This window comes from Rhodosalinus halophilus (assembly GCF_003298775.1).
Classification (GTDB): Bacteria; Pseudomonadota; Alphaproteobacteria; order Rhodobacterales; family Rhodobacteraceae; genus Rhodosalinus; species Rhodosalinus halophilus.
Genome location: NZ_QNTQ01000006.1, coordinates 1 through 20,624 on the forward strand (window position 1 = coordinate 1; position 20,624 = coordinate 20,624).

Below are 20,624 nucleotides of genomic sequence, written 5' to 3' on the forward strand. Positions count from 1 at the left end.
TCAGCGACGACACCGTCGCGGGCGGGACAGGCGCCGACGCCATCGGCGGCGGCCTCGGCCGGGACGTGATCGACGCGGGCGACGGCGACGACAGCGTCGGCGGCGGCGAGGGCGACGACGTGATCGCAGGCGGGGAGGGCCACGACTTCCTCGCCGGCGGCGGGCGCGACGATTCGATCGACGGCGGCGACGGCGACGACAGGATCAACGGCGGCGAGGGCGACGACACGCTGACCGGCGGAGAGGGCGCGGACGAGTTCGTCTACAACTTCTTCCAGGATGTCGGCGACGACGTGATCACCGATTTCGAGGACGGCGTGGACAGCTTCGTCATGCGAGGGGTCGAGAACGCGCCCGGCTCGGGCCTCGAGGGCTATATCGACGCGCTGAACATCACCGATACCGCGCAAGGCGTGCTGATGAACCACCAGGGCCACAGCATCCTGCTGGAAGGCGTGGCGGCCGCGGAGCTGGGGCTGGAGGACTTCACCTTCCTCTGAGGGGCGGGCGCGGACCGCGTTCGGGCGTGCGTGCCTCTGTGTCAGAGCTCCTTGTGCGTCAGAGGTATTTCGATTATTCGTGAATTATGGAAGCCGTGATTCTCGACCGTCTGACGGTGCTCGGGCACCCCGGCCGCATGGCCGTCTTTCGCCTGCTCATGCGGCGGCTGCCCGACGATGTGCCGGCCGGAGAGATCGGGCGCGCCCTGGGCGTCAAGCCCTCGACGCTCTCGGTCTATCTCTCCGCGCTCGCGCAGGCGGGCCTCGTCGGCCAGCGCCGGCAGGGCACCTCGCTGCTCTACCGCGCCGAGGTGTCGGCGGTGGGCGACATCATGGAATTCCTGCTCGAGGACTGCTGCCGCGGGCGGCCCGGGCTCTGCCCGCCGCTCCCTTCCCCCTCTGTCACAGGACGCCGCGCCGTGCCCGACCGCAAATACAACGTGCTCTTTATCTGTTCGGGCAACTCCGCCCGCTCGATCTTCGCCGAGTCGATCCTCCGCGACATGGCGGGCGATCGGTTCGAGGCTCATTCCGCCGGAACCCGCCCCTACTCGGAGCTCAACCCCTTCGCGGTGAAGGTGCTCGAGGACAAGGGGCACGACGTCTCGCTCCTGCGGGCCAAGAACGTCTCGGAGTTCCAGCGGCCGGACGCCCCGGAGATGGATTTCGTCTTCACCGTCTGCGACCAGGCGGCGAACGAGGAATGCCCGCCCTGGCCGGGCCAGCCGATCAGCGCGCACTGGGGGATGCCCGACCCGGTGAAGGTCGAGGGCACCGAGGCCGAGAAGGCGCTCGCCTTCCAGCAGGCCTACGGCGCGCTCCGCAACCGCCTGCTCGCCTTCACCGCGCTGCCGATCGACCAGCTCGACCGGATCTCTCTCCAGAAGGCCGTGGACGACCTTGCCCGCAGCGATGCGGGAGAGCCGGCATGACCGTCTATGCGCTGAACGGACTGGGCCGGGTCGGCAAACTGGCGCTGCGCCCGCTGCTCGAGCGGGGCGCCGAGATCGCCTGGATCAACGACGCCGTGGGCGACCCCGAGATGCACGCGCATCTTCTGGAGTTCGACACGGTGCACGGGCGGTGGGACGCGGCCTTCGCCCACGACCCGGAGAGCGTGACGATCGACGGCGTGCGGCTGCCCTTCCCGGGCGCCGGGCGACTGGAGGATCTCCCGCTTCAGGGTGTCGATGTGCTCATCGACTGCACCGGCGTGTTCAAGTCGGCGGAGAAGCTCGCGCCCTGTTTCGACGCGGGCGTGAAGAAGGTCGTCGTCTCCGCCCCGGTGAAGGACGCGGAGGCCGCCAACATCGTCTACGGCGTGAACGACGACATCTACGACCCCGCCCGGCACCGGATCATCACGGCTGCCTCCTGCACGACCAACTGCCTCGCACCGGTGGTGAAGGTGCTGCACGAAGGACTGGGCATCCGCCACGGCTCGATCACCACGATCCACGACGTGACCAACACGCAGGTGATCGTGGATCGTCCCGCGAAGGACCTGCGGCGCGCACGCTCGGCGCTCAATTCGCTGATCCCGACCACCACGGGCAGCGCCACGGCGATCACCGCCATTTTCCCCGACCTCGAGGGCAGGCTCGACGGGCATGCCGTGCGCGTGCCGCTGCTCAACGCCTCGATCACCGACGGCGTCTTCGAGGTGACGCGCGAGACCAGCGCGGCGGAGGTGAACGCGCTCTTCCGCGCCGCGGCGGAGGGCGAACTGAAAGGCATACTCGGCTACGAGGAGCGCCCGCTCGTCTCGGCCGACTACGTGAACGATCCCCGCTCGGGGATCGTGGACGCGCCCTCGACCATGGTCGTGAATGGCACGCAGGTGAAGGTCTATGCCTGGTACGACAACGAGATGGGTTATGCTCACCGGCTGGTGGACGTGGCCCTGATGGTGGGAGCGCGGCTGTGACCGCGTGGCCCGAGGGCCTGTCGGCCTACATCGCGGTGACGGCGGCCTACTGGGCGTTCATGCTCACCGACGGCGCGCTTCGCATGCTGGTGCTGCTGCACTTTCACACCCTGGGCTTCACGCCCGTCCAGCTCGCCTATCTCTTCGTGCTCTACGAGATCGCGGGGATGGTCACCAATCTCTCGGCAGGCTGGATTGCCGCGCGCTTCGGGCTGACCTCGACGCTCTACGCGGGGCTCGGGATCCAGGTCGTGGCGCTGGTGGCGCTGGCGCAGCTCGAGCCCGGCTGGGCGCTCGGCCTCTCCGTGGCCTACGTGATGGTCGTGCAGGGGGCGAGCGGCGTGGCCAAGGATCTGGCCAAGATGTCGTCAAAGTCCGCCGTCAAGCTTCTGGCGCCGTCGGACGACGGCGGGCTCTTCCGCTGGGTGGCCCTGCTCACGGGATCGAAGAACGCGGTGAAAGGGCTGGGCTTTCTGCTCGGCGCCGGCCTGCTCGCCACGCTGGGCTTCGCCTGGGCGGTGCTGGGGATGGCCGCGGTGCTCGCCGTCATTCTCGTGGCCGTGCTGATCGCGATGCCGCCCGGTCTGCCGCGGGGGCGGAAGGGGGCGAAGTTCTCCGAAGTCTTCTCGAAGTCCGCGAACGTCAACTGGCTCTCGGCGGCGCGGGTGTTTCTCTTCGGCGCGCGGGACGTCTGGTTCGTCGTGGGCATCCCGATCTACTTCTATGCCGTGCTCTCCGACGGCACCGAAGCGGGCGACCGCGCCGCCTTCTTCATGATCGGCACCTTCATGGCGGGGTGGATCATCCTCTACGGCGCTGTTCAAGCGCTCGCGCCGCGGCTGTTGCGCGCCGCGACTCGCCCCGAGGACGAGCTCGTGGCCGCCGCGCGCGGCTGGGCCTGGGCGCTGGCCGCGGTGCCCGCGGCGCTCACGATCGCGGCGCTCGCATCGCCCGCGCCGCAGCTCTGGCTGACCGTGACCCTGGTCGCCGGACTGCTGGTCTTCGGCGCGACCTTCGCGGTCAACTCGTCGCTGCATTCCTACCTGATCCTGGCCTTCACGAAGGCCGAGCGTGTGACGATGGACGTGGGCTTCTACTACATGGCCAACGCGGGCGGGCGCCTTCTTGGCACCGTCCTGTCGGGGCTGACCTATCAGATCGGGGGCCTCGCCCTGATGCTGGGGATGGCGACGGCGATGGTCGCCTTGTCCGCGCTGGTGTCCGCGCGCCTGCGCGCGGAGGGCATGGAGACGGCCTCGGCCTGACGACGGGGCGGGCGCTGCCGGTGCCGAAGCGTGTCTTGCGGTCCGGTCTGCGCCCGTTTCGCCGAGTTTATCATAAGATTTTCCTATGCTTCTCATGAGAAAATACAACTTTGGCTAATGGCCTTCTTTTGATACGTTCTAAAAGGGAGCTGAGGAGCGGACCATGACAGCATTGCCGGGCGTGCGGAATCTACCCGCGCTCCATCCTGCGTGCCCGCCGCGATACGCCGCGGCGCATGGTCGAGCCTTCCCTGCAGCGACAGTCTGACGACAGGACGACGAACGGGAGAGAATCCATGGACGGAAACGACGAAGCACAGGGCGGATGCCCGGTGATGCACGGTATGGGCATTCACACCACCTTCAACGTGCGCAGCAACCGCGACTGGTGGCCCAACCAGCTCAACCTCAACATCCTGCACCAGAACCCGCCCGCCGCGGATCCGATGGATCCAGACTTCGACTATGCCGAGGCCTTCGCGTCGATCGACTACGATCAGCTCAAGAAGGATCTCACCGCGCTGATGACCGACAGCCAGGACTGGTGGCCGGCGGACTACGGCCACTACGGCGGCCTCTTCATCCGCATGGCCTGGCACTCGGCGGGCACCTACCGCACCGGCGACGGCCGCGGCGGCGCGGGCTCGGGGCAGCAGCGCTTCGCGCCGCTCAACTCCTGGCCGGACAACGCGAACCTCGACAAGGCCCGCCGCCTGCTCTGGCCGATCAAGCAGAAGTACGGCAACAAGCTCAGCTGGGCGGACCTGATGGTTCTCGCCGGCAACGTCGCCATCGAATCGATGGGCGGCAAGACCTTCGGCTTCGGCGGCGGACGCGAGGATGTCTGGGGCCCCGAAGAGGATGTCTACTGGGGCTCCGAGCGCGAGTGGCTCGCCACCTCCGACAAGGAGGGCAGCCGCTATTCGGGCGAGCGCGAACTCGAGAACCCGCTCGCGGCGGTGCAGATGGGCCTGATCTACGTCAACCCCGAAGGCCCTGACGGCAAGCCCGACCCGCTCGCCTCGGCCAAGGACATCCGCGAGACCTTCGCGCGGATGGCGATGAACGACTACGAGACCGTCGCGCTGACCGCGGGTGGCCATACCTTCGGCAAGTGCCACGGCGCAGGCGATGCCGGCCTCGTCGGTGCCGAGCCCGAGGGCGCGGACATCACCGAGATGGGCCTGGGCTGGAAGTCGCGCTTCGGCTCGGGCATGGGCGCGCAGGCCATCACCTCGGGCATCGAGGGTGCCTGGACGCCCAACCCGATCAAATGGGACATGGGCTACTTCGAGATGCTCTTCGAGCACGAGTGGGAGCTCGTGAAGTCGCCCGCCGGCGCCTGGCAGTGGCAGCCCAAGAACCCCGACGAGGATCACATGGCGCCCGCCGCCGACGATCCGTCGAAGAAGGTGACGACCATCATGACCACCGCCGACATGGCGATGCGGATGGACCCCGAGTACGAGAAGATCTCGCGTCACTTCTACGAGAACCCCGACGAGTTCGCCGACGCCTTCGCCCGCGCGTGGTACAAGCTCACGCACCGCGACATGGGGCCCAAGACGCGCTACGTCGGTCCCGAGGTGCCGGAAGAAGACCTGATCTGGCAGGATCCGGTGCCGGAGGTGGATCACCCGCTGGTCGATGACGCCGACATCAAGGCGCTCAAGGCCAAGGTGCTCGACTCGGGACTCAGCACGCAGGAGCTCGTCCGCGTGGCCTGGGGCTCTGCCGTGACCTTCCGCGGTTCGGACATGCGGGGCGGGCCGAACGGCGCGCGCATCCGCCTCGCGCCGCAGAAGGACTGGGAGGCCAACCAGCCCGACGAACTGCAGAAGGTTCTCTCGACGCTGGAAGGCATCAAGGCGGACTTCGACGCCGGCGCCTCGGGCGGCAAGAAGATCTCGCTCGCCGACCTGATCGTGCTGGCCGGCTGCGCCGCGGTCGAGCAGGCGGCGAAGGCCGCGGGCCACGACATCGAGGTGCCCTTCACCCCCGGCCGCACCGACGCGACCGAGGAGCAGACGGACGCCGAGTCCTTCGAGGTGCTCGAGCCCTTCGCCGACGCCTGGCGGAACTACCTCAAGACCGAGTACAACATCTCGGCCGAGCAGCTGATGGTGGACAAGGCGCAGCTTCTCACGCTCTCGGCGCCGGAGATGACCGTGCTCTTGGGCGGCATGCGGGCGATCGGCGCCAACCATGCCCAGTCGGAAAAGCACGGCGTCTTCACCGACCGCGTGGGCGCGCTGACCAACGACTTCTTCCGCACGCTCATGGACATGGGGATCGAGTGGCAGCCGGCCGACGACAGCCATCAGGTCTTCGAGGGGCGTGACCGCAAGACCGGCGAGGTCAAGCACACGGCCACGCGCGTCGATCTGGTCTTCGGGTCCAACTCGCAGCTGCGCGCGCTGGCCGAGGTCTATGCCCAGGACGACAACGGCGACAAGTTCGTGAAGGACTTCGTCAATGCCTGGACCAAGGTCATGGAGCTCGATCGCTTCGATCTGAAGCGGGCGGCGGCGCGCAAGGCGGCCTGACCGCTCCAACACAGCGCAAGCGTCAGGGCGGCGCCCCGGTTCGACCGGGGCGCCGTTCGCCTTTTCAGGCGTGCGTCTCCTCGCCGGTTCCACGCGGCCGGGCGCAGAGGCGCGGAAGTTCGCGCGACGTGGTGCCGGGCGCGCGCCGACGCTCGGGCGGCCGGCGGTCCGGCAATGTCGCGAGCATGAGCGAGCGTGCAAGCAGATCCAACATGGGGTGACCTCCAACCTCGTGCGTTCTGCGCTTGAAAATGCGCGCTATTGGGGCATCCTGCCACTCAGGAAAGTTTCCACACTGTAAGGCAGGCTTACACATGGACTGGCGCGCCCTGCCGCCGCTCGCTGCGCTGCGGGCCTTCGCGGCCTATGCCGACTCCGGTTCCGTCGTCGCCGCCGCCGGCGCGCTCAACGTGAGCCATGCCGCCGTCAGCCAGCAGATCCGCGCGCTGGAGGGACACCTCGGCGTCGCGCTGCTCGACCGGGCGGCGCGGCCGCAGCGCCTGACGCCGGAGGGCGTGTTGCTGGCCGACGCGCTGCGCCGCGGCTTCGCCGAGATGGGCCGCGCCGTCGAGGCGCTCACCGGGGCCGAGGCCGCGCGGCCGCTGCAGGTCTCCGTCACCCCGGCGTTCGCCGCCAACTGGCTCATGCCGCGGCTCGCCCGCTTCCGCGAGCGTCACCCGGACATCGACCTGATGGTGAATCCGACGCCGGCGCTCGTGTCGCTCGATCCGGGCGGAATCGACGTGGCGGTTCGCTACGGCACGCCGCCCTTCGCAGGGCTCGAGGCCGAAGAGGTCATCCCGACCACGACCGTGCTCGTCGCCGCGCCTTCGCTGCTCGCGGAGCGGCCGGAGCGGGGCCTGGCCGCCCTCGACGGGCTCACGGTCCTGCAGGAGCTCGGCACCTCGGAGACGACCGACTGGCTCGCGCGCCGCGGGGTCGAGGCGCGGCGGCTGGGCGGGCTTTTGCAGCTTCCGGGCAACCTGATGCTCGACGCGGCGCGGTCGGGGCAGGGGGTTGCCGTCACCGCGCGGCTCTTCGTGCACGGCGACCTCGAGGCCGGGCGGCTGGAGCTGATCCACGAGGAGCGCGACGGGCGCGCCTATCACCTGGTCACGCGGCCGGGTGTCCTGCGACCGGCGGCGCGGGCCTTCTGCGCATGGATGCGGCGTGAAGCCGCAGCGCAGGCGCAATAGGTAGATCACAGATACAGGATTGATGCAGGTCAAGGTTCGGCACGCCCGGGCCTGACAGAAATCCTGCAACGGATAGCCAGATTTTCCGGAGCGATTCCCCGTGAGCAGCAGCGACAGCGAAGCCCCGAAACTCTACGCCGCGCGCGAGCCGATCTTCCCGCGCCGGGTGTCGGGCAGGTTCCGCAACCTCAAGTGGATCATCATGATCGTCACGCTGGGGATCTACTACGTGACGCCCTGGATCCGCTGGGACCGCGGCCCGCAGCTGCCGGATCAGGCCGTCCTGATCGACCTCGCCAACCGCCGCTTCTTCTTCTTCTGGATCGAGATCTGGCCGCACGAGTTCTACTTCGTCGCGGGTCTTCTGATCATGGCGGGGCTCGGGCTGTTTCTGTTCACATCCGCGCTGGGCCGTGTCTGGTGCGGCTACGCCTGCCCGCAGACCGTGTGGACCGACCTCTTCATCCTGGTGGAACGCTGGATCGAGGGCGACCGCAACGCGCGCCTGCGCCTGCACCGGCAGAAGAAGCTCGACTTCCGCAAGGCGCGCCTGCGGCTCACGAAGTGGATCACCTGGCTGCTGATCGCCGTGGCCACCGGCGGGGCCTGGGTGTTCTACTTCGCCGACGCGCCGACGTTGCTGGTCGATCTCTTCACGCTGAACGCGCATCCGGCGGCCTATACCACCGTCGCGATCCTCACGGGCACCACCTTCTTCTTCGGCGGTTTCGCGCGGGAGCAGATCTGCATCTACGCCTGTCCCTGGCCGCGCATTCAGGCGGCGATGATGGACGAGGAGACGCTGACCGTCGCCTATCGCGCCTGGCGGGGCGAGCCTCGCGGCAAGCACAACGTCCGCCGCGCGAGCGTCAAGGCGGCAGAGGCCGCAGAGGAGGCGACGCACGCCGCCGGCGGCGACGGCCCGCCGCGTTACGCGCCCACGCCGAAGCCCAACGCGCCGGGCGGCGTGCGGCCCGAGGACATGGAGCAGGAAACCGGCGACTGCATCGACTGCATGGCCTGCGTGAACGTCTGTCCCATGGGCATCGACATCCGCGAGGGTCAGCAGCTCGAGTGCATCACCTGCGCGCTCTGCATCGACGCTTGTGACGACGTGATGGCCAAGATCGGCAAGCCGCGCGGCCTGATCGACTACATCGCGCTTTCTGACGAGGAGCGCGAGCGCGCCGGAGGCGCGCCCAAGCCCGTGTGGAAGCACATCTTCCGCCCGCGCGTCATCCTTTACACCACGCTGTGGGCGCTGGTGGGGCTGGGGCTGCTCTTCGCGCTGTTCATCCGGCCCGAGATCGAGATGACCGTCGCGCCCGAGCGCAACCCGATCAACGTGATCCTGTCCGACGGATCGGTGCGCAACACCTACGACGTGCGGCTTCTCAACAAGCACGGCGAAGACCGGCCGTTCCGCATCTCGCTGACCGGGCATCCGCAGCTGCGGGTTCAGCTCGAAGGCACCCCCTACGAGACCGTGACCGTGCCCGCGAACGAGACCTACCTGCAGCGGGTCTACGTCATCGCGCCGCCGAACTCAGGGCCTGCGGTCAGCGAACGCACCGAGTTCCGTTTCTGGGTCGAGGACCTGACCAACGCGGAACGCGCCCACAACGACACCGTCTTCTTCGGGAGGGACATCCAGTGAGCGAAGAACGCAAGTTCACCGGCCGGCACGCCGCAGCCATCTTCATCGGGGCCTTCGGCATCATCATCTCGGTCAATCTGGCGCTCGCGTGGAACGCGGTGGCCACCTTCCCGGGGCTCGAGGTGAAGAACTCCTACATCGCCTCGCAGAGCTTCGACGACCGGCGCGCGGCCCAGGAGGCGCTGGGCTGGCAGGCCGAGGCGGCGCTGGAAGACGGCTATCTCGTTCTTTCCATCCGCGACTCGGCCGGCGCGCCCGTGCAGCCCCATCGGTTCGAGGCCCTGGTCGGCCGGCCAACGCACGTCCGGCAGGACTTCCGCCCCGAGCTCACCTTCGACGGGCGCGATTTCGTCGGTCCCGCCGACCTGGGCGAGGGCTACTGGACCGTCCGGGTCGACGCCGAAGCTGCCGACGGCACACGCTTCGAGCAGCGGCTGGAGCTTCGAGTGCGAGGCTGACGCAGGTGAGCACGCTTCAGGCGCCAGCCGCTTCGGCCTGTCCGGCCTGTTCCGCCGCCCCCGCTGCGGCGGAGATCGCCGAACGTGCCGCCGCGCGGGGCGGCACGCGCGTGGCGCTCTCGCTGCCCAAGATCCACTGTGCCGGCTGCATCTCCGGCGTCGAGCGGGCGCTGGGCGAGGCGCCGGGCGTGCGTTCGGCGCGGGTGAACCTCACGCTGAAGCGGGCGACAGTCGAGGCCGATCCGGGCGTCACCGCCGCGGATCTTATCCCGGTTCTGGAGCGGGCCGGCTACGAGGCGCACGAACTCGACGCCGGCGCGATCGCGGTGACCGAGACGGACCGCGCGGGCCGCGACCTGTTGATGCGCATGGCGGTGGCGGGCTTCGCCATGATGAACGTCATGCTGCTCTCGATCGCCGTCTGGTCGGGGGCCGAGGGGCCGACGCGCGACCTGTTCCACTGGGTCTCCGCCGCCATCGCGCTGCCGGCGATCGCGTTCTCGGCGCAGCCCTTCTTCCGCAACGCCTGGGGCGCTCTGCGCGCCGGGCGGCTCAACATGGATGTGCCGATCTCGCTCGCCATCGCGCTCGCGGTCGTCACGTCCCTCTGGGAAACGGCGCTGTCGGGCAAGCACGCCTATTTCGACGCCGCCATCGCGCTCACCTTCTTCCTTCTCGCCGGCCGCTGGCTGGATCACCGCACCCGCGCCGTCGCCCGCTCCGCGGCCGAGGAGCTCGCCGCGCTCGAGGTGCCGCGCGCGCTTCGCCTGCGCGACGGGGCGGAAGAGACTGTGGCCGTGTCCGATCTTGCCGCGGGTGACCTGGTGCGGGTCAAGCCCGGCGGACGGATGCCGGTGGACGGCGTGATCGTGGAGGGCGCCTCCGAGCTGGACCGGTCCCTGCTGACCGGTGAGACGCTGCCCGTGCGGGCGGACGCCGGCATGGAGGTGAGCGCAGGCGAGGTCAATCTGACCGGGCCGCTCGTGGTCCGCGCCACGGCGGTGGGAGAGGAGACCTCGCTCCACCGCATGGCCGAACTCGTCGCGGTGGCGGAGTCGGGCCGCTCCCGCTACACGCCGCTCGCCGACAAGGCGGCCAAGCTCTACGCGCCGGGCGTCCATATCCTGGCGGGCCTCAGCTTCCTCGGCTGGCTGATCTGGTCGGGCGACATGCGCGTGTCGCTCAATATCGCGGCCGCCGTGCTCATCATCACCTGCCCCTGTGCGCTGGGCCTCGCCGTGCCGGCGGTGACGACGGCCGCCTCCGGGCGGCTCTTCCGCAAGGGCCTGCTGATCAAGAACGCGACCGCGCTGGAACGGCTGGCGGCGGTCGATACGGTCGTGTTCGACAAGACCGGCACGCTGACTGCCGGTATGCCGGAGCCCGTGAATCTGGACGACCGGACCGAGGCGGAGCTGGCGCTCGCCCGCGCACTGGCGGAAGGCTCGGCGCATCCGCTGTCGAAGGCGCTGGCGCAGGCGATCGCCGCCCGCGGGATCGCGCCCGCCGAGATCGAGACCCTGCGCGAGATCCCGGGGCAGGGGACCGAGGCGCTCTGGCAGGGCAGGACCGTCCGGCTGGGCCGCGCCGACTGGCTGGGCGCACCGCAGGGCGAGACGACCGAGGCGTGGCTTGGCCTCGAGGGCGCCGCGCCGGTGGCCTTCGCCTTCACCGACCGGCTGCGCGAGGGCGCGGAAGAGGCCGTCGCGGCGCTCGGGGCCGACGGCAAGCGGATCCTGCTGCTCTCGGGCGATGCCGAGGCGCCGGTCGCGGCGCTGGCCGCACGGCTCGGGATCGGCGAATGGCAGGCCGCCATGCGGCCCGAGGACAAGGCCGCGCGCATCTCCGAACTGGAGCGCCAGGGCGCGCATGTGCTCATGGTGGGCGATGGGCTCAACGACACCGCGGCGCTCGCCGCCGCGCATGTCTCGATCTCGCCCGCCTCGGCGCTCGATGCGGCGCGCGTGGCCTCGGACATCGTGCTTCTGGGCGGGGATCTCTCGCCGGTGGCCGATGCGATCGCGGTGGCGCGCTCGGCCACGAGACGAATCCACGAGAACTTCCGGCTGGCGACGCTCTACAACGTGATCGCGGTGCCGATCGCGGTGGTGGGCTGGGCCACGCCGCTGGTCGCGGCCTTGGCGATGTCGGCCTCTTCGATTACCGTCTCGCTCAACGCGCTCAGGCTGAAGGGGCGGACATGAACGTTCTGGCCTATCTGATCCCGATCTCCGTCTTTCTGGGCGGCATGGGCCTCGTGTTCTTCATCTACACGGTGCGCTCGCGGCAATACGACGACCCCGAGGGCGACGCGCGGCGCATCCTGTCGGACGACTACGACGACGCGCCGAAGCCCTGACTGCGGCGCTCATCGGCCCCGTGCGGGGCCTCTTAGCGCGGCGCGCCCGAAGAGGACGCGACCGAGCGGTGCGCCTCAGCTTGGCCCCACCATGAAGCAGGTGATGTTGCGGGCCTGCAGCCGCTGGCAGGCGCGATCTGCGCCGTCGCGGGTCAGTCCGACGAATTGCGCGTCGAAGCCGCCCGACCGCCGGACCACCTTGCGCAACGCGCCGTCCAGCGCAGAGATGTCCGTGAGCGCCGTGGTCAGCAGCACCTTCTCCGCATCGTAGCGCGAGGGATAGCGGCCCACGTTGACCGCCCAGTGCCGCCCGCCGGAGGTCGAGACGCGCGTGACCACCTCGGGCTGGGATTGTTCGGTCGTCATGGCTGCCGCGATCGCGGCAGGCCGGGTCGCCGGCGCGGGACTCGCGGAGGGTGCGCCGGCCGCGCCCTGCGCCACCTCCGCGGCCTCTCCGGCCTCCGCCAGCACCACCGCCTCGACGGTCTGAGCCACGACTTCTGCCACGGCGACCGCGTCGGCGGCCGGGCCGGGGCGCGGCAACGGCCGCAGCGAGCGTGTCACCAGCCCGCTCACCCGAACGGTCTTGCCGACCCGTCCGTCGGTCACGGGGCCTGCGTAGGCGGGCCGGGCGGGGCGGCGCACGGCGACGCGGGTCGGCGCCTCGCGGAACCCGAGATCCAGCAGCTCCGCGACGCGCTGATTGCGCCACGCCGAGGACCGGCCCCCGAACACCGTTGCGATGACCCTCTCGCCGCCGCGCTCGGCCGATGCGACGAGATTGAAGCCCGCGGCACGTGTATACCCGGTCTTGATCCCGTCCGCGCCGCGATAGGCGGCGAGCAGGCGGCGATTGGTGTTGGGCACGGTCTTGATGCCGGCATGCGTCGAGCGCCGCGAGAACAGGTTGTAGTACTCGGGATAGTCGTAGAACAGATGCCGCCCCAGGATCGTCATGTCTCGGGCGGTGGAGAGATGCCCCTCCTCGGTCAGGCCGTGCGCGTTGCGGAACGTCGTCCGCGTCATGCCGAGGGCCTTGGCCGTGCGGTTCATCCGACGCGCGAAGGCGGCTTCCGAGCCCGAGATCGCCTCGGCCAGCGCTGTCGCCGCGTCATTGGCCGATTTCACGGCTGCGGCCCGGATGAGATAGCGCAGCTTGATCTTCTGTCCGCTGCGCAGGCCCAGCTTGGACGGCGGCTCCGCCGCCGCCGCGCGCGAAATCGTCACCATGTCGTCGAGACCGATCTCGCCGTTCTCGACCGCCTCGAAGACGACGTAGAGCGTCATCATCTTGGTGAGCGATGCGGGATGCAGTCGGGTGTCGGCGTTCTCGGAATGAAGCACCTGACCGTTGCGTGCGTCCATCACCATCGCCGCGTAGGGCGCGGCCGCGACGCTCAGCGGAACGACCGCGACGAACCAGAGAAACGCGATGAAATAGAGGCCCATCCGGACGGGCCGCGGGGGCTGCCCTCTCTTCACTGTCTTGCCTCGTCTGCCTCGGGCCGGCGCACTGCGCGCCGACGATTTTTGTTTGGGCAGCATATACCACAAGAAGAATGCGCGATAAAGCCTTTCACTGAAAGCTTTTTCCCCTGATGTTCGCGAGGCCTCGCGATATCTGGTGGACGCGCTCGCCACCAACGCAAGATCAGCGATCTTCCTCCTCGGCCGTCGCGCCATCGCGCCGCGGCCCCTGTCGCTTCGGGCCGTGGCGCGAAGCCCTGCCATACCGGTCGTCAGGGCAAGCTGCCGAAACTCGGCGGCCGCGCCCTCTTTTCTCACGCGCATGAGCCGCTATATTCCCGCCGAAGTGGCCCAGAAGCACGACACTCCCATGAGCTTTGCGATCCGGACCCCCATAGTGATGTCCGGCCGGCCCGACGGGGACGGGGCGGACACGAATGTCGTGATCGAGACCAAGCCGCGCACCAAGCGGCCGCCGCTCTACAAGGTGCTGATGCTCAACGACGACTACACGCCGATGGAATTCGTCGTGCACGTGCTCGAGCGCTTCTTCGGCATGAGCCACGCTCAGGCCTTCGAGATCATGCTGACCGTGCACAAGAAGGGCGTGGCGGTCGTCGGCGTGTTCAGCCACGAGATCGCGGAGACCAAGGTGGCGCAGGTCATGGACTTCGCGCGCCGGCATCAGCATCCGCTCCAGTGCACCATGGAAAAGGAATAGGCGGCGCGTCATGTCCGCGCCGCGCCTCAGGCTCGCGCTGGAGGACGGCGCCCTCGCCCTGCCGCCCGAGGGGCGAATCGCCGTCGTGCACCCGCGTTCGGACACCGATCTGTCGAGCCTGCCGCGCGACCGCGTGGAGGTGGTCCAGCCCGTGCAGCCGATGCACGACGATTTCGCGCGGCAGGGGTTCGCGGTCGCGCCCGCCCTGGGCGGCCCCTATGCCGCCGCGCTCGTGATCCTGCCGCGCGCCAAGGCGCTCGCGCGCGGGCTGATCGCGGCCGCGGCGCGCGAAGTCGTCGTCGGCGGGCCGGTCATCGTCGACGGTCAGAAGACCGACGGCGTCGAATCGATCCTGCGCGAGCTGCGGCGCGAGCTTGCGGTCTCGGCACCGATCTCGAAGGGACATGGCAAGCTCTTCTGGTTTCCCGCAGACCGCGCGCCCGCCGGATGGGCGCCGCCCGCGCGGCAGCGCGTGGCGGGTGGTTTCGTCACCGCGCCGGGCGTCTTTTCTGCGGACGGGCCCGATCCCGGCTCGGTGCTGCTGGCCGAGGCGCTGCCGGCCCGCCTGCCGGAGGAGATGGCGGATCTCGGTGCGGGCTGGGGCTATCTCGCCACGCGCGTGCTGGAACGGACCGAGATCCGGCAGTTGCACCTCGTCGAGGCCGACCGCATCGCGCTCGACTGCGCGCGCGAGAACGTGACCGATCCGCGCGCCGTCTTCCACTGGGCCGACGCGCGATGCTGGCGACCCGAGACGCCGCTGGGCGGCGTCGTCACCAACCCGCCCTTCCACGCCGGCCGCGCCGACGATCCCGACCTCGGCCGCGCCTTCGTCGCCGCGGCCGCGGAGATGCTGGCGCCTTCGGGGCGGCTGTGGCTTGTCGCCAACCGTCATCTGCCCTACGAGGCGGAACTCTCGCGCCGCTTCGGCGCGGTGCGGGAGATCGCGGGTGATGCGCGCTACAAGGTGATCGAGGCGGCGCGGCCGGCGCGCTGACATGCCCGGACAAGGCAGGGACTCATGAGCTTTTCCATCGACGGCAAGACCGCCATCGTCACCGGCGCCGCGCGCGGCATCGGACTCGCCATCGGGCGGCACTTCGCCGACCGCGGCGCCAACGTGATGTTCGCGGACATGGACGAGGCGGCGCTGGCGCATGAATTGGGTGAACTCGCCGACGACAGCGCGATCCGCTACTTCGCCGGCGATCTGCGCGAGCGGCTGACCGTGGCGAACCTTCTCTCCGCCACCATCGACGCCTTCGACCGCATCGACATCCTCGTGAACGCCTCGCGTCAGATGCTGGCCTCCGACCCCCTCGACCCCGAGGACGAGTCGGTCGAGACGCTTCTGGAGCAGAACCTGCTGACCAGCCTTCGCCTCAGCCAGATGGTGGCGCGGCGCATGATCAAGCAGGCCGAGGGCCAGAGCGAGGGACAGGTGGGCGCGATCGTCAACATGTCCTCCATCGCCGCGCGACGCACCCATCCCGATCTCATGGCCTATTCGGTCTCGTCCGCCGCGCTCGACCAGATGACGCGCTCGCTTGCCGTGGCGCTGGCGCCGCATCGCATCCGCGTGAACGCCGTGGCCTTCGGCTCGGTGATGTCCTCGAGCCTCAAGGGCGCCCTGCAGCAGAACGCGACCTACCGCGAGGACATCGAGGACCACACGCCGCTCAACCGCATCGCGGCGCCGGGCGAGCTGGCCGAGGCGGTGCAGTTTCTCGCCTCCGAGGGCGCGGGCTTCGTCACCGGGCAGATCATGACCGTGGACGGCGGGCGCACCCTGCTCGACCCGGTGGCGGCGCCGGCGCACTGAAACAGGTGCCCGGCAGCGCGCGAGGCATGCGCCGGGCCTGTTTTTCCCTGCGGTCTTTCTCCGTCGGTAATGAAAAGCCCACAGAGCCGCGCCGCGGGCGTGGCGAACTCAACGTCTCACCAGCGTCTCGTAGGCCTCCGCGATCTCGCGGGTCAGCGCGCCGACCTCGAAGGCGTAGTCGCCGATCTGCCCCACGGGCGTGACCTCCGCGGCCGTCCCGGTGAGCCAGCACTGCTGAAAGCCCTCCAGTTCGGCCGGTTCGATATGGCGTTCGTGCACCTTCACCTGCCGGTCGCGCAGCAGGCCGATCACCGTCTGTCGCGTGATGCCGTTGAGGAAGCAGTCGGGCAGCGGCGTGTGCACCTCGCCGTCCTTGACGAAGAAGATGTTGGCACCGGTGGCCTCGGCGACATAGCCGCGGTAGTCGAACATCATCGCGTCGGCGCAGCCCTTCGCTTCGGCGGCGTGCTTGGACATGGTGCAGATCATGTAGAGGCCGGCGGCCTTGGCGTGGCTGGGGATCGTCTCGGGGCTGGGGCGCTTCCATTTCGAGATGTCGAGCTTCGCGCCGCGCGTCTTCGAATCGCCGTAGTAGGCCCCCCATTCCCAGGCCGCGACGGCCAGTCGGACGGGGTTGCGGGCGGAGCTCACGCCCATGTCCTCGCCGGCGCCGCGCCAGGCGACCGCGCGCACATAGGCGTCGGAGAGCCCGTTGGCCTGCATCACCTGCGCCTTGGCCGCCTCGATCTCGTCCACGGTCCAGGGCACGGGCATGTCGATCGCCTCGCCGCTCGCACGCAGTCGCTCGGAATGCGCGCGGCTGGCGAAGATGCGGCCGCCGTAGGCGCGCTCACCCTCGAAGACCGAGCTTGCGTAGTGCAGCGCATGACTGAGGACATGCACCTTGGCCGCGCGCCAGTCCACGAGCTCTCCGTCCAGCCAGATCTTCCCGTCGCGATCGTCGTAGCCTGTCATCTCCGGTGCCCTTCCCTCGCCGGCGCTTTCCGATTGTTGCGCGGCTTACGTCCGAAGTGGACATAAAATTGCGCAAAATGCGCGACTCGCTACCAACCGGCTCTTGGAATGTCAATAAGGCTGACGTAAGCTCTCCCCAAGCGAGGGAGGCGCAGCATGAGCGACGGGCGCAGCGCCGCGGCAACCGGAAGCGAGACGCTTCTCTTCCTGACCGACGAGCAGTTGCGGCAGGGGATCGAGGCGATGTTCTTCGCCTACCGGGGCTTCACCGCAGATCCCGACCGCATACTCGCGGACTACGGTTACGGTCGCGCGCATCACAGGGCGCTGCACTTCATAAACGGCGCCCCCGGCACCACCGTCAACAACCTTCTGTCGATCCTGGGCGTGACCAAGCAGTCGCTCAACCGCGTCCTGCGCACCCTGATCGCCGACGGGCTGGTGGAAAGCCGCGTGGGCCGCTCGGACAAGCGTGAGCGGCATCTCTACCTGACCGAGCGGGGCGAGGCACTCGAGCGGCAGCTGTCGGACGCGCAGCGCGCCCGGATGCGCGCCGCCTACCGGGCTGCGGGGCCAGAGGCGGTGGCGGGTTTCCGAACCGTCCTCGAGGCGATGATGGATCCCGAGATGCGCCGGCATTACCGGGCGCTGCGCGAGGGCCGCGGATGAGCGGGAGCGAGGCGCATCTGCTGATCGTCGACGATGACGAGCGGCTGCGCGGCCTTCTGCGCAAGTTCCTCGTGCGCAACGGCTTTCTCGTGACCACCGCGCGTGACGCGGACCATGCCCGGCGGATCATGGCCGGGCTCGACTTCGACCTTATCGTGCTCGACGTGATGATGCCGGGCGAGGACGGCATCGCCTTCACGCGCATGCTGCGCGCCGAGCGCGACACGCCCGTGCTCCTGCTCACCGCGCGCAGCGAGACCGAACACCGCATCGCGGGGCTGGAGGCCGGCGCGGACGACTATCTCGCCAAGCCCTTCGAGCCGCGGGAACTGCTTCTCAGGATCAACGCGATCCTGCGCCGGGTGCCCGAGGCGGAATCCGAAGACGCCGCACCGAAGCTGCTGCACATGGGGCCGCTGCGCTACGACGTGGCGCGCGCGGAGCTCTGGAACGGTGATGCGCCCGTGCGGCTCACCTCGACCGAGGCGCAGCTGATGCGGCTCTTCGCGGCACGGCCGGGGGAGCCGATCAGCCGCGCACGTCTCGTCGCGGATCTCGGGCGCGGCGGGCACCAGGTGCAGGAGCGCGCCGTGGACGTTCAGATCACCCGCCTGCGCCGCAAGCTCGAGGCCGATCCCAAGCAGCCGCGTTACCTGCAGACGGTGCGCGGCGAGGGCTACATGCTCGCGCCCGACTAGCGCCGTGTCGCGTGTCGCGCCCGTCGTGTGGCACGGGACTTGCACGCCGCGCCCGTCGCGGCACGATGAGCGCGAGGCACGAGGGGAGGTCCGGCCGATGTCGCAGGAGATTCGCATCCTGACCGAGAGCGATCTGCGCCACGCGGTGCAGCTCGATCATGCGCTCGTCGAGGCGATCGAGCGTGCCTTCGCGGCGCTGGCCGGCGAAGGCGTGGTCATGCCGCCCGTGATGTCCATGGCGCTGCACGACCGCAACGCCGAGGTGGACGTCAAGACCGCCTATCTGCCGGGCTTCGACGGCTTCGCCGTCAAGGTCTCTCCCGGCTTCTTCGACAACCCGAAGATCGGCCTGCCCTCGCTCAACGGCTTCATGGTTCTGCTCTCGGCGCAGACGGGGATGGTGCAGGCGGTGTTTCTCGACAACGGGTATCTGACCGACATCCGCACCGCCGCCGCCGGGGCGGTGGCGGCGAAGCACCTCGCGCCCCGCCATGTCGAGACGGCCGGGGTGATCGGCACCGGCGTGCAGGCGCGGCTTCAGATACAGGCGGCGCATCTCGTGCGCGGCTTCCCGCGCGTGCTGGTCTGGGGCCGGTCGGGCGAAAAGGCAGAGGTCTGCGCCGCGGATCTGCGGGCGTCGCTCGGGGTCGAGGCCGAGGTCGCGACCGACCCGGCCCGGCTCGTGGCCGAGAGCCAGCTGGTCGTAACCACGACGCCGGCGACCACGCCGGTGCTGCGGGCGTCCTGGCTGCATCCGGGCCTGCATGTCACCGCGATGGGCTCGGACCAGCCCGGCAAGAACGAGATCGAGCCTGCCGCGCTGGCACAGGCGCATCTCTACGTCGCTGACAGGGTGGCGCAGGCCGAGGCGATGGGCGAATTGCGCGCGGCGCGCGCCGCGGGGCTCGTTCAGGCATCGCCGCCCGAGCTCGGCCAGGTGGTCACCGGGGCCGTCCCGGGCCGGCAGGCGGAGACCGAGATCACCATCGCGGATCTGACCGGCACCGGCGCACAGGACACCGCCGTCGCCGCCCATGCGCTCACACGCGCCGGCGTAGCGGGAACCGTGATCCGCACCTAGCCCTGTGCGGGGCGCTCGGCCTGGGGGGCGCGCAGGGGGGCCCGGCTGCGGGCGTTGCCGGCCTCCGCCGCCTTATGCAGCAGGCGCAGCAGCTCGTCCCGCTCGGCGCGTGTCAGTCCGGCCAGCATTTCGTCCTGCACGGCGTCCACCACCGGCCGGGCGCGGTCGAGAGCGGCCTCTCCCTCGGGCGTGAGCCGCAGGATTCGGGCACGGCGGTCCGTCTCGCTCACCTCGCGGACGAGGTAGCCCTTGGCCTCCAGCCGGTCCACGACGCCGCCGAGCGTCACGCGGTCGTAGGCGATCAGACCAGCGAGCGTGGCCTGGTCGACGCCGGAGTGTGCCGAAAGCGCGGCGAGGGCGGCGAACTGCACCGGCGTCAGATCCTGCCCCGCCGCCCGCATCCGCGCGGCGAAGACCGAGACGGAGATCTGGTGCATCCGCCGGATCAGATGGCCGGGCATCCGGTAGAGGTCGCGCATGGCGAAACTGTATGGTGCGGCAGCCTAATTGACAAGTATACTTATCATAAGTATGCGACGTTCAGGCGCGACGGCAGGGAACGCGCGGACAGGAGGAGCGTCATGGCCGATTTCATCTTCGAGCCGCCCGCAGTGCCGGGCATTCCGGTGCAAGGCGAGAGGGGGCTCTATCCGGTGGGCCGCATCTTCTGCGTGGGGAGGAACTATGCCGCCCACGCCGCCGAGATGGGAGTCGAGGTGGATCGCGAGGCACCGTTCTATTTTACCAAGTCTCCTTCGGCGTATCTGGCCTCGGGGAGCACGCTGCCCTATCCGCCCGGAACCGCCAATTTCCACTACGAGATGGAACTCGCGCTCGCCATCGGGGCGGAGGCCTTCCGGGTGAGCGCCGAGGCGGCGCAGGGGGCGATTTACGCCTATGGCTGCGCGCTCGACATGACGCGCCGCGATCTGCAGCTCAAGGCGCGCGAGAAGCAGCGGCCGTGGGATCTCGGCAAGGATGTCGAGGGCTCCGCCGTTTTCGCCGAGATGACGAAGGCGGCGGAGGTGGCGCCGCTGGGCCCGCAGCGCATCCACCTGGAGGTCAACGAAGAGGTGAAGCAGGACGCGACGCTCGACCAGCTCATCCATTCGGTGCCCGAGATCGTGGCGGATCTGTCGAAGTTCTATCACCTCCGCCCCGGGGACCTGATCCTTACCGGCACGCCCGCGGGGGTCGGCCCGGTCGAGCCGGGCGACCGCATCACCGGCGGTATCGAGGGGCTGGCGCCGATCGAACTCACGATCGGCGACCCGGAGTAGGCG

19 protein-coding genes and 1 pseudogene are annotated in these 20,624 nt (G+C 69.4%); 17 read left to right on the forward strand and 3 right to left on the reverse strand.

Features of this window, described 5'->3' with window-relative positions; genetic code table 11:
* The 10 genes and pseudogenes from DRV85_RS06615 to ccoS form a co-directional block, all read left to right on the forward strand.
* A pseudogene (locus DRV85_RS06615) lies at window positions 1-500 on the forward strand (hypothetical protein); the annotation flags it as partial.
* Between the two features lie 86 nt (window positions 501-586).
* Complete coding sequence (locus tag DRV85_RS06620) at window positions 587-1,432, forward strand: arsenate reductase/protein-tyrosine-phosphatase family protein (protein WP_113288670.1); 846 nt, start codon at window positions 587-589, stop codon at window positions 1,430-1,432.
* Complete coding sequence (locus DRV85_RS06625; protein WP_113288671.1) at window positions 1,429-2,427, forward strand: ArsJ-associated glyceraldehyde-3-phosphate dehydrogenase; 999 nt, start codon at window positions 1,429-1,431, stop codon at window positions 2,425-2,427. Before DRV85_RS06620 ends, DRV85_RS06625 begins: the two co-directional genes overlap by 4 nt.
* Complete coding sequence (gene arsJ, locus DRV85_RS06630; protein ID WP_113288672.1) at window positions 2,424-3,692, forward strand: organoarsenical effux MFS transporter ArsJ; 1,269 nt, start codon at window positions 2,424-2,426, stop codon at window positions 3,690-3,692. Before DRV85_RS06625 ends, arsJ begins: the two co-directional genes overlap by 4 nt.
* Window positions 3,693-3,988: 296 nt before the next feature.
* On the forward strand, window positions 3,989-6,238 hold the full coding sequence (katG, locus tag DRV85_RS06635; RefSeq protein WP_113288673.1) for a catalase/peroxidase HPI: 2,250 nt from the start codon (window positions 3,989-3,991) through the stop codon (window positions 6,236-6,238).
* Between the two features lie 314 nt (window positions 6,239-6,552).
* Window positions 6,553-7,434: a LysR family transcriptional regulator gene (locus DRV85_RS06640; RefSeq protein ID WP_113288674.1), complete on the forward strand. Its 882-nt coding sequence runs from the start codon at window positions 6,553-6,555 to the stop codon at window positions 7,432-7,434.
* A gap of 100 nt (window positions 7,435-7,534) precedes the next feature.
* Entirely contained in the window at window positions 7,535-9,091 is a 1,557-nt protein-coding gene (locus DRV85_RS06645; protein WP_113288675.1) for an RdxA/RdxB/FixG family protein, read from the forward strand.
* Window positions 9,088-9,549 (forward strand): FixH family protein, encoded by a 462-nt coding sequence (locus tag DRV85_RS06650; RefSeq protein WP_113288676.1) that lies wholly within the window; start codon window positions 9,088-9,090, stop codon window positions 9,547-9,549. Before DRV85_RS06645 ends, DRV85_RS06650 begins: the two co-directional genes overlap by 4 nt.
* A gap of 5 nt (window positions 9,550-9,554) precedes the next feature.
* The gene (locus tag DRV85_RS06655) at window positions 9,555-11,753 is read left to right on the forward strand and encodes a heavy metal translocating P-type ATPase (protein WP_113288677.1); all 2,199 of its coding nucleotides are present in this window, start codon (window positions 9,555-9,557) and stop codon (window positions 11,751-11,753) included.
* Window positions 11,750-11,908, forward strand: a complete 159-nt coding sequence (gene ccoS, locus DRV85_RS06660; protein ID WP_113288678.1) for a cbb3-type cytochrome oxidase assembly protein CcoS — start codon at window positions 11,750-11,752, stop codon at window positions 11,906-11,908. The genes DRV85_RS06655 and ccoS overlap by 4 nt, the downstream gene beginning before the upstream one ends.
* 75 nt (window positions 11,909-11,983) lie before the next feature.
* Here ccoS and DRV85_RS06665 read toward each other — a convergent pair whose 3' ends face one another.
* On the reverse strand, window positions 11,984-13,357 hold the full coding sequence (locus tag DRV85_RS06665) for a D-alanyl-D-alanine carboxypeptidase family protein (RefSeq protein WP_113288679.1): 1,374 nt from the start codon (window positions 13,355-13,357) through the stop codon (window positions 11,984-11,986).
* 418 nt (window positions 13,358-13,775) lie between these two features.
* Here DRV85_RS06665 and clpS point away from each other — a divergent pair, with 418 nt between their 5' ends.
* Genes clpS through DRV85_RS06680 form a run of 3 tightly spaced genes read left to right on the forward strand, consistent with a single transcriptional unit; the run spans window position 13,776 to window position 15,918 of the window.
* Window positions 13,776-14,096 carry an ATP-dependent Clp protease adapter ClpS gene (clpS, locus tag DRV85_RS06670; RefSeq protein ID WP_199525879.1) on the forward strand — a complete coding sequence of 107 codons (321 nt, stop codon included), beginning with the start codon at window positions 13,776-13,778 and terminating at the stop codon, window positions 14,094-14,096.
* Between the two features lie 10 nt (window positions 14,097-14,106).
* Window positions 14,107-15,093 carry a class I SAM-dependent methyltransferase gene (locus tag DRV85_RS06675; RefSeq protein WP_113288681.1) on the forward strand — a complete coding sequence of 329 codons (987 nt, stop codon included), beginning with the start codon at window positions 14,107-14,109 and terminating at the stop codon, window positions 15,091-15,093.
* 24 nt (window positions 15,094-15,117) lie between these two features.
* Window positions 15,118-15,918 (forward strand): SDR family NAD(P)-dependent oxidoreductase, encoded by an 801-nt coding sequence (locus DRV85_RS06680; RefSeq protein WP_113288682.1) that lies wholly within the window; start codon window positions 15,118-15,120, stop codon window positions 15,916-15,918.
* 108 nt (window positions 15,919-16,026) lie between these two features.
* Here DRV85_RS06680 and DRV85_RS06685 read toward each other — a convergent pair whose 3' ends face one another.
* Window positions 16,027-16,893 (reverse strand): branched-chain amino acid aminotransferase, encoded by an 867-nt coding sequence (locus tag DRV85_RS06685; RefSeq protein WP_113288683.1) that lies wholly within the window; start codon window positions 16,891-16,893, stop codon window positions 16,027-16,029.
* A 156-nt stretch (window positions 16,894-17,049) separates the two neighbouring features.
* Here DRV85_RS06685 and DRV85_RS06690 point away from each other — a divergent pair, with 156 nt between their 5' ends.
* The 3 genes from DRV85_RS06690 (at window position 17,050) to DRV85_RS06700 (ending at window position 19,341) form a co-directional block, all read left to right on the forward strand.
* Window positions 17,050-17,562 (forward strand): MarR family winged helix-turn-helix transcriptional regulator, encoded by a 513-nt coding sequence (locus DRV85_RS06690; protein ID WP_113288684.1) that lies wholly within the window; start codon window positions 17,050-17,052, stop codon window positions 17,560-17,562.
* On the forward strand, window positions 17,559-18,260 hold the full coding sequence (locus DRV85_RS06695) for a response regulator (RefSeq protein WP_113288685.1): 702 nt from the start codon (window positions 17,559-17,561) through the stop codon (window positions 18,258-18,260). Before DRV85_RS06690 ends, DRV85_RS06695 begins: the two co-directional genes overlap by 4 nt.
* 97 nt (window positions 18,261-18,357) lie before the next feature.
* On the forward strand, window positions 18,358-19,341 hold the full coding sequence (locus DRV85_RS06700) for a cyclodeaminase (protein WP_113288686.1): 984 nt from the start codon (window positions 18,358-18,360) through the stop codon (window positions 19,339-19,341).
* Here DRV85_RS06700 and DRV85_RS06705 read toward each other — a convergent pair.
* Complete coding sequence (locus DRV85_RS06705; protein ID WP_113288687.1) at window positions 19,338-19,820, reverse strand: MarR family winged helix-turn-helix transcriptional regulator; 483 nt, start codon at window positions 19,818-19,820, stop codon at window positions 19,338-19,340. The genes DRV85_RS06700 and DRV85_RS06705 overlap by 4 nt on opposite strands.
* A 102-nt stretch (window positions 19,821-19,922) precedes the next feature.
* On the opposite strand from DRV85_RS06705, the gene DRV85_RS06710 reads away from it, so the two are divergent.
* Window positions 19,923-20,621 (forward strand): fumarylacetoacetate hydrolase family protein, encoded by a 699-nt coding sequence (locus DRV85_RS06710; protein WP_113288688.1) that lies wholly within the window; start codon window positions 19,923-19,925, stop codon window positions 20,619-20,621.
* The last annotated feature ends 3 nt before the right edge of the window (window positions 20,622-20,624 follow it).

What these genes read in the sequence shown, in the direction of transcription:
- DRV85_RS06620 (WP_113288670.1), top strand. Translation starts at nt 587, where the DNA reads ATGGAAGCCGTGATTCTCGACCGTCTGACGGTGCTCGGGCACCCCGGC.
- DRV85_RS06625 (WP_113288671.1), top strand. Translation starts at nt 1,429, where the DNA reads ATGACCGTCTATGCGCTGAACGGACTGGGCCGGGTCGGCAAACTGGCG.
- katG (WP_113288673.1), top strand. Translation starts at nt 3,989, where the DNA reads ATGGACGGAAACGACGAAGCACAGGGCGGATGCCCGGTGATGCACGGT.
- DRV85_RS06640 (WP_113288674.1), top strand. Translation starts at nt 6,553, where the DNA reads ATGGACTGGCGCGCCCTGCCGCCGCTCGCTGCGCTGCGGGCCTTCGCG.
- ccoS (WP_113288678.1), top strand. Translation starts at nt 11,750, where the DNA reads ATGAACGTTCTGGCCTATCTGATCCCGATCTCCGTCTTTCTGGGCGGC.
- DRV85_RS06665 (WP_113288679.1), bottom strand. Translation starts at nt 13,357, where the DNA reads ATGGGCCTCTATTTCATCGCGTTTCTCTGGTTCGTCGCGGTCGTTCCG.
- clpS (WP_199525879.1), top strand. Translation starts at nt 13,776, where the DNA reads ATGTCCGGCCGGCCCGACGGGGACGGGGCGGACACGAATGTCGTGATC.
- DRV85_RS06675 (WP_113288681.1), top strand. Translation starts at nt 14,107, where the DNA reads ATGTCCGCGCCGCGCCTCAGGCTCGCGCTGGAGGACGGCGCCCTCGCC.
- DRV85_RS06680 (WP_113288682.1), top strand. Translation starts at nt 15,118, where the DNA reads ATGAGCTTTTCCATCGACGGCAAGACCGCCATCGTCACCGGCGCCGCG.
- DRV85_RS06685 (WP_113288683.1), bottom strand. Translation starts at nt 16,893, where the DNA reads ATGACAGGCTACGACGATCGCGACGGGAAGATCTGGCTGGACGGAGAG.
- DRV85_RS06690 (WP_113288684.1), top strand. Translation starts at nt 17,050, where the DNA reads ATGAGCGACGGGCGCAGCGCCGCGGCAACCGGAAGCGAGACGCTTCTC.
- DRV85_RS06695 (WP_113288685.1), top strand. Translation starts at nt 17,559, where the DNA reads ATGAGCGGGAGCGAGGCGCATCTGCTGATCGTCGACGATGACGAGCGG.
- DRV85_RS06700 (WP_113288686.1), top strand. Translation starts at nt 18,358, where the DNA reads ATGTCGCAGGAGATTCGCATCCTGACCGAGAGCGATCTGCGCCACGCG.
- DRV85_RS06705 (WP_113288687.1), bottom strand. Translation starts at nt 19,820, where the DNA reads ATGCGCGACCTCTACCGGATGCCCGGCCATCTGATCCGGCGGATGCAC.
- DRV85_RS06710 (WP_113288688.1), top strand. Translation starts at nt 19,923, where the DNA reads ATGGCCGATTTCATCTTCGAGCCGCCCGCAGTGCCGGGCATTCCGGTG.